The 11,442-nt window shown below is 45.8% G+C and carries 7 protein-coding genes; all 7 read right to left on the bottom strand.

Going from position 1 to position 11,442, the window contains the following annotated elements; all coding sequences use genetic code 11:
- Positions 1 to 89: 89 nt before the first annotated feature.
- The 7 genes from AAC854_RS14220 to AAC854_RS14190 all read right to left on the bottom strand — a co-directional run bounded on the left by AAC854_RS14220 (position 90) and on the right by AAC854_RS14190 (position 11,347).
- Entirely contained in the window at positions 90 to 578 is a 489-nt protein-coding gene (locus AAC854_RS14220) for a DUF4123 domain-containing protein (RefSeq protein WP_340617681.1), read from the bottom strand.
- Positions 575 to 2,587 carry a type VI secretion system Vgr family protein gene (locus AAC854_RS14215; protein WP_340617680.1) on the bottom strand — a complete coding sequence of 671 codons (2,013 nt, stop codon included), beginning with the start codon at positions 2,585 to 2,587 and terminating at the stop codon, positions 575 to 577. Before AAC854_RS14215 ends, AAC854_RS14220 begins: the two co-directional genes overlap by 4 nt.
- Before the next feature lie 947 nt (positions 2,588 to 3,534).
- A complete protein-coding gene (locus tag AAC854_RS14210) occupies positions 3,535 to 4,461 on the bottom strand; it encodes a GNAT family N-acetyltransferase (RefSeq protein WP_340617679.1) in 927 nt (308 codons plus the stop codon).
- Positions 4,462 to 4,473: 12 nt separating this feature from the next.
- On the bottom strand, positions 4,474 to 5,718 hold the full coding sequence (locus AAC854_RS14205) for a phenylacetate--CoA ligase family protein (RefSeq protein ID WP_340617678.1): 1,245 nt from the start codon (positions 5,716 to 5,718) through the stop codon (positions 4,474 to 4,476).
- A gap of 15 nt (positions 5,719 to 5,733) precedes the next feature.
- Complete coding sequence (locus AAC854_RS14200) at positions 5,734 to 8,169, bottom strand: acyl-CoA reductase (protein ID WP_340617677.1); 2,436 nt, start codon at positions 8,167 to 8,169, stop codon at positions 5,734 to 5,736.
- Between the two features lies 1 nt (position 8,170).
- Positions 8,171 to 9,301: a LuxE/PaaK family acyltransferase gene (locus AAC854_RS14195; protein ID WP_340617676.1), complete on the bottom strand. Its 1,131-nt coding sequence runs from the start codon at positions 9,299 to 9,301 to the stop codon at positions 8,171 to 8,173.
- A 786-nt stretch (positions 9,302 to 10,087) separates the two neighbouring features.
- Positions 10,088 to 11,347, bottom strand: coding sequence for a BaiN/RdsA family NAD(P)/FAD-dependent oxidoreductase (locus AAC854_RS14190; RefSeq protein WP_340617675.1), 1,260 nt, complete (start codon positions 11,345 to 11,347; stop codon positions 10,088 to 10,090).
- Positions 11,348 to 11,442: the final 95 nt, after the last annotated feature.

Below are 11,442 nucleotides of genomic sequence, written 5' to 3'. Positions count from 1 at the left end.
GGCTTCATCCTTGATTTTGATATTAGTTTGGCGACGATTATCAGATCATAAATGAAGCCTTTTTTCTATCTAAAATATACGGTTACTGCTTAAGATCCTGTATATGATTTCCCCTTAGCATTATTAGGAAAAGGTTCTCTGATTTTTACAAAGTTATCCGTGCGTTCTTCTTCAAGGTAAAGTGTTGTGATCCGCGTGATTGGCCCCAAAAAACAATGCACTTCCCAGTCACTCAATACCCCCAGAAAATCCCAGATATTGCGGGGATCATAAAAACGGAAAAAGACCGGTTTTTCCTGTTGGGGAAGCAGAACTTGCAGATATTTTCGTAAATGCTGACGCACGGTTTTCATGTCCGCCGTACTGTGCACAAAAATGCCCCACGGGGTTTTGCGACATTCCAGCCAGATTTTGACCTCTTCAGTGACCTGTACCAGATAAGGGGAAATTTCCACCAGTTCTGGCTGGAGAGGTTCACCATAAAGACAGGCAGAAGGTGGGTCATAGCGTTCCAGCATTAAAAAAAGATCGGATTCTGCGGCACCATCAATAATGGCGTAGAGTTTTTCCTGACTCATTCCTGCGTCTCCTTCTCTTTCATGGGGCAGTGGGCAACAAACATGGAGCCTTTGCTTGCTGCGGCCAGCAGGATTGCGGGGTTAGCGGGCGCCAGCAAATCACCGGGGCTTCCACCGGAGTTCAGATTAATTGCCGCACCTTTGATATCGATACCACCGGCGTGAAGCACAACAAAGTTTCCACCGACATTTAATGTGATTTTGCTGCCACTTTGCAGGGTGAGATCGCCCTGTGCATCCACACTAACTACCCCCTGAATTTTTTCAGCCAGATCGCCTTTGAGCTGTAACGAACGGTCACCGTCAATCTGCTCAATATAATTGCCCGTGGTTTTATGATCCTGTTGACCTTCTACGGTCACCTTGCGGTTATTGGCTATCACCAGTTCATCATCATGACCAATGCTGGTTGTCCGGTCATAGTTAATGCGTTCCCCGCGTGAATTACGCACCTGAATGGCGAGGTTTTTCTGAGCATGAATAAAGACTTCTTCACGATCTTTCTCATCTTCAAAGCGTAATTCGTTAAATCCTTCTCCTTTATGGGTTTTCGAACGGATCGACATCTGGGTTTTCGCCATAGGCAGGCGGTTTGGTGGAATGTTGTTGGCGTGATAAGCCCGCCCGACAATAATCGGCTGGTCGGGATCGCCGTGGACAAAATCGACTAATACTTCATGACCAATACGGGGAATGGCAATCATGCCCATTAATTGCCCTGCCCAAGCCTGACTGACTCGCACCCAGCAAGAACTGCGGTCATTAAATTCACCGAATCTGTCCCAGTCAAACTGGATACGGACGCGCCCGTGTTCGTCACAGAAGATTTCTTCACCTTCCGGCCCCACAACCGTGGCAATATGTGGGCCTTCCATTTGGGGTTTCGGGTAGGGGGAAGGTCGGTAGGAGTTTTTTCGGGTGGTGAAAGTAAATTGGTTAGATAGCCACGTACCGCTGCCGCCTGACTGAGTTTCATCGGCTTGTGGTTGTTGACCTGAATGGGTTATCTGAATTAATTGCCATTGGTTGTTAAAAGCCTCTCTGGGGTGATCCATCAGGTTAAATAACTGCCCCGGCCACATGGCAAAACAGTCACCATGACCGTTACCAAGCTGAGTGTCCCGGCGCAGGTATTCCAGACGATACTGACTTGCCCGTTGTCCCAGTTCGTCATCTTTATAGCGGCTGGGGAAATCATAATAATGATAGCTGTTCAGTATTCGCTGATTGTCAAGATTGCGCCCTTCATACCAGAATTCCCGGTTCCAGCGTGGATTTTTAAACGTTCTGTCTTTGGTCGTGATATTGGCCACACCAACGCGCTCTGACCAGCTAAATTGGCGGATACAGGTTGTTTCTCCCGTCACATCGGTTTCTGGGCGATAGGGGACGCTAATCACCTGATTAAGAGACAGGCAGGAATCGTGAAACACAATGCGTTGCTCGTGCTGTTCCTGATCGAAAGTGAAATAGTAAAAAATACCCTCATCAGCCAGTAAGCGCTGGATAAAGGCCAAATCGCTTTCATCGTACTGAACACAGAACTCTCTCGGCGGATGTTTATAACCGAGCGCAAAGAAAAAATTCCGCACCCCATTTTCTCTGAGCAGGCTTTCCACAATATCCATCACGGACTGATTTTGGAAAATCCGGCTATTGACCCGTAATGATGCGCGCCATAAAGGGGGTTGAATGGTGATATGGTAGTGGCTGCGATGGCGTCCGGTGGATTGCAGTGAAAAATGCGTCACCATGCCGGTGATTTGCCGTTCAACTTGCCCGTTGCGATGCACGGCAAAAGCGGCACTTCTGTCGAGAACATCGGCAAAGTTAATCTCCGGGGTTTTACAGGTCAGTGTGGTTTCCAGCCGAAAAGGGGAAGACAGTGACTCATGAAGCGAAAAATCGACAACTGCGAAAGTGTGTTCGGGTAAATTTTCTGTGATCAGTGTGAATGTTAAACCTGAGCGATCAAGTAGTTGATTGATTTTATCCATTACCCTGCTCATGTGTACTCTCCATAATCTTTTGGTGTATCAATCCTTAATTACTGCCTGAATAGTAAAAATAATTTAATAAAAAAATTACTATTGCACATTTTTGGTACAATGGAGAGCAGGGTATAATAGAATTATTTATACATACAACCACGAATAGAAGCACATCAGAAAAATTGTGATTAACATCTCTTCTTAAATAAAATCAGATTATTACGTTATTTCAATTTCACGTAATACAACGGATCTAATCCACACTGACGCGCTGCGCTTGTCTTCTCCATGCTACCGGGCTAATGTATTAGCCCGGTAGCATGGAATGCTGAAAAAACACCTGCCAGAGAAACTATTTTATCTAACCCACCTTATTAAATAATTAGGAATAAAACTGTTCACCCTGTTCACCTATGAATATTTTTTATTAAACGTATATTACAGAATGAATTAAAAGAGATTTCTCAGCCAGCCAGAAAGAAGAAACGTCTGCCTAATGAGATAATAGATTCCATCGTGTTGGAGTTATGTAAGGGGCATTTTATACCTCTTAATATCATCGCTATGTTAGTTGACTGTACACCACAAAATGTTCGTGAAATGCAGTTATCGCCATTAGTTGAACAAAGAAAAATGGGAGTTGCTTTTCCACATGTGAAACGTCATAAAAAAAACAAGGTCATATAGCGAATGATTAAAAAATGAGATTGTTCGGCTCACTGCGTTTGTTCTCTGTAATCTAGTTGAAAGAACGAAACATTTTGAATAATGAACAAGATAAGATCGGGCAAAAAAAAAGCCAGCAAAATAAGCTGGCTTATAAAAAGTAAACACTGGAAGCAATGTGAGCAATGTCGTACTTTCACATGGACCCTGAAGGTGGTGCACTGAAAGTGTTAAGAATGATAATCGTTCTCAATATCATTTGTAAAGTGTTTTTTTAATCAAATTTAGGATGCGTTTATCTATACCCCTAATTCCATTTGATAGAGATGCTGGGTTCCTGAGTCATGAAATTGATATGGCGCTATCTGATAGCCTCTTAACCATAGTAAAAACCACCCATCATGTGTATCGGGGCATAATCCTGCGAAGCGGAAGCCTCCTTTTTTGAGCTGTGGATACAATTCCAGAGATTCTTCACATGCTGGCAGTTTTAAATAAATTAACTGTCCGGTTGGAAAATCGATCACTTCCGATAAAAAATCAGAATGAACCTCATAGAGTGTGATCTCCAGACGTCGACCGGATTTTTTAATGGCAAACGGCTCCGAAGTAAGGTAACGACGACAGGCTTGCTGTGCACTTGGGGATGACTCACCCACATATTGGCTTATCCGGGTAACCCAGTTCTGCCAGGGTTGCGGCCAGTTCAGTTTAGGCAAGGGCAACGACTTAAGCGGCAAAATGCCCTGAACGATACTTTCAGGCTCAGGCAGCCCAAATGGCGAATCGACATAATCCAGCATCAGTGCTGTCGAATAAAAGCCTAAGTTCCGGGCGATATACTGGCTTTTCGGATGAGAACATACCTGTTTTATCGTTAATAAATTATAACTCAGCTCTTTTGCATAGCGGCATAAATAGCTGCCCAGAGACTTAGCCACACCATAGCCCTGAAAATTGGGATCTACGGCGATGAGTGCAAGTTCTGCATGGTTTTGCTGCACCGCATCTTTAACCAGTGCAGCATGACCGATGAACCGCCCCTGATGAAACGCTAAGGCAGAATACCATTGCCCCGTGACTTGATTATCATCAATGAGCCTTGGCAGATAAATATCAGGATAGACATACGAGTCGCCGTAGATTTCACGAAATAGTTGGCTGATCTTTTTATCATCACCCGACTGGTAACTTCTAATCTGAATAGCGGAAGGGAAGATAGTCATCGATTTCAACCTTTAGTTATAACTACGCAGATCCACAACTCGCTGCAATTTTCCTGATCGTGGGTGCGTATACATACCATCGATATTGATTTGTACAATCTCCAACATACTTTGATGTATGTTGGCCTTGGTCAGGTTAGGAAAAGCTGTCAGTACCCTATGGCGTATCTTGTCGGTATCGACAGTTTGAAGACTTGCCACCAACAGTCTGATTTTGTCTTCCCCTGCCTCCTGACTTAGCTCTAGTTGCCAGGCCAGAAGCTCCGTCTGCTGCGATAGTTGTGCGGCTAAATCATCAGGGAATAATGACAGTGTGCCAAACCGGATACGGTAGCCTTGATTAGCCCGCCCTTGCAGGGCGAACTTGCGGTGCATCTGTTCTGGCTCACACCAGCAAGCCATATCGCCAGTCGGATAGCGGATCACCGGCATGAGTTTTCGTTGCAGGTTGGTGACAACGAGCAGGCCGCATTTACCCGGAGTCGTGATTGGCTGATGAGTAAGTTCATCCACGATTTCGATAATTGTGTCTTCTTCAAATACCCGATGCTCTCCTTGTTGACACTCAGGATCAGCAAAGCCGATCAGGCCGGCATCAACACTGGCACAGCCTATTGATCCCAAACGCGCATTAGGAAAAACCTGCTGTATGATAGCTATCTGTGAATCAAACAGGCTCTCTCCACCGTACAAAATGGTTTCCACCATCGGCAATGTTTGTCCTGTATCTTTCAGATAATGAGCAAGTCGGATTAACTGAACGGGTACACCCGCCAGCACATTGATGTTATGCAGTTGAATATTGTTAACCAGCAAATCATCTTCAACCTTGCAGGTAAAAGGATATTCCAATATTGGGAGTGGCGAATTTGACAATGCGCCGTGGATAAATATGAAGCTGGTATACAGATCACCGGCAAAAAACAGGTTGGCGACACGATCCCCAGCCTTCAACTGGCGGGCAATACCTTGCCCAAAGGCGTGAATAAATGCTTTCCACTCCTGTTGGCTGAAAACTGACAATCGTCCATCGCTGGTTGAGCCACCCGTTTTATATACATGACCGCCTGCCAGTGGTGCAGTCAATACCGGCCATGTTTGTAAATCGCTTGAATGTGCCCAGTAATCACTGGGCTCCACGAGTGGCAAATCTTTCAACGTCCAGTTCTCGGGAACGGACTGGTAAAGTGCTTTGTAATAAGCAGAGTGCCCGCGTGCATGTTGGAGCAAATCAATCAATGCTGTTCTGGTCATCATCTGAATTTTACTCACTTAATATTTACGCAAGTCAATGAATAATGGTGATTTTCCGCTGTGCATATTTTGGCGGAACTGAATGGCGGGTGTGGAAATAACATCTAAATTCAGTAGGTTTCCATTAACCACTTCGGCGAGTTTTGCATCCTGTAATAAACGCCAGCGTACTGCGGCTGGATCGGAACCATCAACCAATAGCTGAATGCTATCAATGCCGTTGCTGTCATGCTCGATTATCCATTGCACGGGTAATCCCAGTTGCTGAGACAAATCTGCCAGATTGACAAAAATGCTGCCTACACGTAATAAAGCACCACTGCGTCCCTTCAAACGAAAGCGGGGGGAAGAAAGGCCACAAGAACAGGGTTGATTGATCCAGCAACCGAGATCGCCCAAATCATAACGTTGGACAGGCTGAGCCTCACGATGCAGGGAAGTAAACACCAGACGGCCTGTTTCACCATCAGCAACGGGTTGATCATTATCGATATTGAGGATTTCCAGCCATTGAGTATCGGCCATTAAATGGAAAACACCGTCCTCGCTGGCGGCACATCCATGACCTACAGGGCCGGCATCCACTGTACCGTAAATGGTTGAACGTATCAGGGTAACGCCAAAGCCGGTCAGGAAATGTCGCTGGCTCATATTCAGGTGTTCACCACCCAAAAACAGCTTACGAATACCGCCATATTGACGCAGTTTAGCTTCCTCATTCAGGAATAACCGATGCAACGTGCTTGGCATTCCCACCAGCGTATTAATACGTTGTTGTACGATAAAATCGGCGATTTCACTGAAATCATTATCGGCAGGGCCACCCATTGGATATTGGGCTACTCCCAATTTATCCAGAATGGTGAAAAAGCTCATCATGCCGCCATACAATTTTCCGCCGTACAACAGATTCATCACCCGATCGGTCGCGGGTTCAATCCCTGAAGCGAATACGCCATCAGCCGCAGCCTGCATTTGCCGGTGATAATCCTGATAGCTATATGCAGCCAGTTTAGGCTCACCGCTACTGCCACCGCTGCGGAAAAACAGACGGGATTTTTCATTCGGAACCAGCGCATGAAAATCGGATTTATTCATGACAGGCAGATTTTCCAGCTCATGTGGACGCGATGGCGGAATATCAAGATGGGCACAACCTGCCATTAAATCTGGGGCCAGACTGACTGAGACTCGTTTAGTCAGGCGCGATAGCGCATAAACACCATCGTGCGGCTCACCGCTATAACCATCATGCATCTGACCCGCCGGCGTGATACGGCTAATACCGGCTGCGAACAGCGCATGGCTCATCCCGGTTATTGATTCCTGACGAGTCATCAACGCACAGGTTTGCAGGTGATTACGCCAAGGTTGCAGAATAGAGCACAGGCGTTGGCGCGGAGCCGGGCGTACCTGCAATGTGCGGAACAGAGGGGACGCAGCCAGTTCTTCTTCATGTCGCCAGATCACCCGCCATCCGTCTGCTTGCCAGACTTCGCCGTTTACCTGCGTAAAAGAGAGATCGAGTTGTTGAAAAGCAGTCTGGGTTGTAATTTCAGCCGCTTCCTGAATATCCGGTTTTAATGCCGGATGTAACCCGGAACGACGTTTCAGAGCGGCAGCCATGCGTTGTCCGACATGCTGTAAAACGTTTGGATCATCACTATCGACCAGCAGGCATTGCGGACTGGAACAGGCTTGCTGATCAAAACGGCAAATATCATCAGCCAAGGCATCTAACAGGGTATCATCAATGGCTTCGGGGCTTAGCCAGGCAAAACTGATGCGGTGCCCCCAATCTATCCAGCGACAACCGGTTGGTAGCTGGGTACGAATGGATGCCAGAGAATAATCGCCCCCCCAGGCAGAAACAGCATCAGCCTGATTCAATAATTCTGCCAGTTGTGTTACAGGCAACGGTAATACTGCTACCCGATCAGCTAAATCACCTGAAATATCGTGTGCCAAGAATTCTGCTAACAGTTGCGAACTAAACCCATTATCGCTGCTGCTGGGACGCAACCAGTTGATATTACCGACCAACAGACTTTCGATAACAGCCATAAAAGGCAGTAGTGCAGCATTAGAGGGGGTAATATGGACGACTAATCCCAGAGGTTTCCAAGCCTCATAGCGATTCTGATTATAATCGAATCGACGCAGTGAAAAGGCATTTTTTCCAAGTTCCCGCTCCAGTTTGGTTTCTAGCGCCTGACGTTGGCAGAAAGCGCTGAGTGCCTTTCGGGCTTGCGCATCAAACAGGGGATGATCATCCAGATTGGACAGATAATCCGCGAAACGTTGTGCACAATCCAGCACTTGCTCGGATGTATGAGGACGAGCCAGCAACTCGGGTAACCGCTCACGTAATTTTGCGATGCTTTGTCCTATCAATTGCTCTGGAAAGATTGGGTTATTCATTGAATTTACGGAAACTGTATTTACGGAAGACATATCAAGATCTCTTAATCAATTCTGAAGCGGCGATAGCACAACTACGGTTTTTGCTGGTACCGGCACGGCCAAGCAATTCAAACCAGTCAGTGTCCAGTTCACAGCCACAACTGTCAGCGGAATGCAGTATGGCAAGATCATTTGTGACGATGCTGTGGGCAGGACAGGAAGTGATATAAGGCGATGCAAAGTGCAGGAAGCCGGGTTCTCCATAAGGCTGGCGCGACAAATTGGCGGTGTGGCGCACGTAAGCCTGGGCATAGACCGGGACATGAAAATTATGATGGGAACATTCAACATAAGGCACGGGATGTTCCACTGAACCATAACCATCGCGGCAGCGAATATCAGGGATACCCAGTTGTTCAGTCAGACGTTGATACAGTTTCAATTTAGGGATGGATTTATCGGCATGAGTTTTCCAGCCTCCACCGAGAAAAACCAGTGACTCTGGATGCAATTTCAGCGCAGGAAGCCCCATTTGCTCCATTCTTTGCAGGGTAAACCACAGGAAAGCGGGAAAGCCGAAAATACGTACCGGCAACCCTTCTTCAGCGAATTGTTGGAGTGCGGCAATTGTACCGAAAGGATCAAATTCATTGCCTTGACCATTATGACGCAAAGCATAATAAGCGCGATTTACGGGGGCATACTTAGCCAAAAACTGATCGGTATAGGCCGTACCCAGCGTAACAGCACCTGCGGGTTCGTAGCTGAGTAGCAGATAGTTGCACGGTTGATCGGGCGTATTCCAGCCATAATAGTCGAAAATACAGTCCACCATATGTTGGGCAGAGGTAATACTTTCAGCGTCATAACGCATGCGGCTCTTTTGCCCGGTGGTTCCGGAGGAAGTCAGTTCCAGCGCATTTTGTGCACTTTCACTGAGTATCAAATTACGCTTGAAGTAATTGGCAAATAGCAGCGGTAGGCTTGACCAATCTTCCAGTGCCATTATCGCCTGTTTATCTAAACCGTGATCTGCCAGCCATTGCTTATAGCCAGGAGTATTCTCGCAGTGATACAGCGTCAGTTCACGCATGGCGGCATCAAATAATGCATCATATTCGGCACAAGCACGATAAGGGCGTGTGATAGCACACAGTGCTTTGACGTGAGGTAAATTTTGCATATTAAGACTCATTCTTTAGTAACAACTACAAAGGATTATTAATTAATTTTTTTAATTAATTTATAAGTTAGTGTATTGAATGTAATAATTTTTGACAGGCTTTATTTGTTACATAACGTAATGAAATAAAGGGCTATCTCAATTAATTTCTTGAGCCTTGTTGGAGGATGATACTTTTGGTTTCTGACAGTGATTAAGTCTAATTTTGGTAAAATTAGCTTGTTGGCGATATTATTTCGCGTTTTTTTGCATTTTTGTAGTCAATGTCAGCCCTGTATTTGCGGAGCGCATTATTCCAAACCGCATAGTAACAATCAAATCATTTTTCTAATGTTTTACCTCGTTCCTATGTTTTAGGCAATCATTATTTAATATGTCTATTTCATTATTTATTATTATGTGATGATTGGTTGAAATTTATTTTTACACGCAAACTTACCTCAATTTGACAATTGTGCTGCTGTCTTCAAAATTTCTGTAAGTATGGGAAAAGCTGTCAAAATGAATTGACAGGTTAAGAGGGCATACCGTGAGAGTTATTGTGCTAACGGATGGATACGGCATGAATATATTGATGGGTTTTGGTGACGCCACTCATGTTTTCCGAAGAAGAAATTCAGTCTCTTACCGTTGGTGTACAGTGGTTCAGCAAACAGACAACGCACTTTCTCTCGCGGTACAAGATGCCATTGCTAAAATTGAGGCTGCTTTGCCTGCGGATTTGTGCGCTGTTGTCTCTGATAATGCTCTGGATATTGGTCAATATCCAGAACCCGTTGAAGCTTTTTACATGATCTTATCTGTAGTTAATGTAGCCGGAGTTAATGTAGCCGGCTTAACGCTATTATCTCTACACATGGCGACCAAAGCCTGCGCACAAGCCCACGCTGAACTCCACGCCCATTGGAAGTTATATCCACCGAGCCAGCCGGTGACATCAACCACTTCACCAATAAAGTACAATCCTTTCACCTTATGGGCTTCCAGTGTTTTTGAGGACAATTCATTCGTATCCACACCGCCAAGAGTCACTTCCGCAGTGCGATAACCTTCTGTACCATTCGGTTGTACCTGCCAGCATTGCAGGGTTGCGATCAACTCTTTTTTCTGTGCGGGACTAAGTTGTTTCAGAGACAGCTCCGGTAATTGCCCGAGAGACTGTAAACATTCCACCAAACGTTTAGGCAGGAGCTGAGCCAGTGTGTTTTTCAAACTCTGGTTAGGGTGTGATTCCCGTTCTTGATCCAGAAAGCTCTCTAAATCTGTATCAGGGAGTAAGTTAATACTCACATACTCACCGTGCTGCCAATAACTTGAAATCTGCAAAATAGCCGGGCCGGAAAGGCCGCGATGGGTGAACAGGATATTTTCCCTGAATACGGTGCCATCTTTTGCGGTGACAACAGAAGGAACCGCGACACCAGAAAGTGTTTGCAGTTGTTCCAGTAGAGGTTTATGCAGGGTAAAAGGCACTAGTGCCGCACGTGTAGGCAGGATATTGAGACCAAATTGTTCTGCGATACGGTAACCGAAAGGCGAGGCACCCAAACCGGGCATGGATAGGCCACCAGATGCAACAACAAGTGAGTGTGTGCTTACTTCTTTTCCTGAGGCAGTAATAACAAAACCCCGCTCTTTCTTTTCTACGTGGGTGACTTCACTACGCAAGCGAATAGTGACGGCGCCAAGTTTGCATTCTTTTAAAAGGAGGTCGATAATTTGTTGAGCGGAGTCATCACAGAAAAGCTGACCCAACGTTTTTTCGTGATAAGGGATACCATAGCGTTGCACCAGATCAATAAAATCCCACTGCGTGTAGCGAGCAAGTGCTGACTTACAAAAATGCGGATTGGAAGAAAGATACGCGGCAGGTTCGGTGTACATATTGGTAAAATTACAGCGCCCGCCACCGGACATCAAAATCTTGCGCCCCGCTTTTTTGCCATTATCCAGCACCAGAACATTTAATCCGGCTTGCCCTGCCTGAGCAGCACAAAACAAGCCAGCAGCGCCGGCACCGATAATAACTACATCAAATTTTTCCATTCGCCCGTCTCTTCTGGCAGAGTTAATTATAGGAAATCACCGCATTGTGGGGGTTGTGTTCACGAACTACGGAGAAAAATACGTATTTAGTTTCA

It is taken from the genome of Xenorhabdus entomophaga (assembly GCF_037996725.1).
In the GTDB taxonomy this organism is placed as follows: Bacteria; Pseudomonadota; Gammaproteobacteria; order Enterobacterales; family Enterobacteriaceae; genus Xenorhabdus; species Xenorhabdus khoisanae.
Note: the sequence above shows the minus strand (reverse complement) of the source record. Positions and strands in the feature narration are given on the sequence as shown.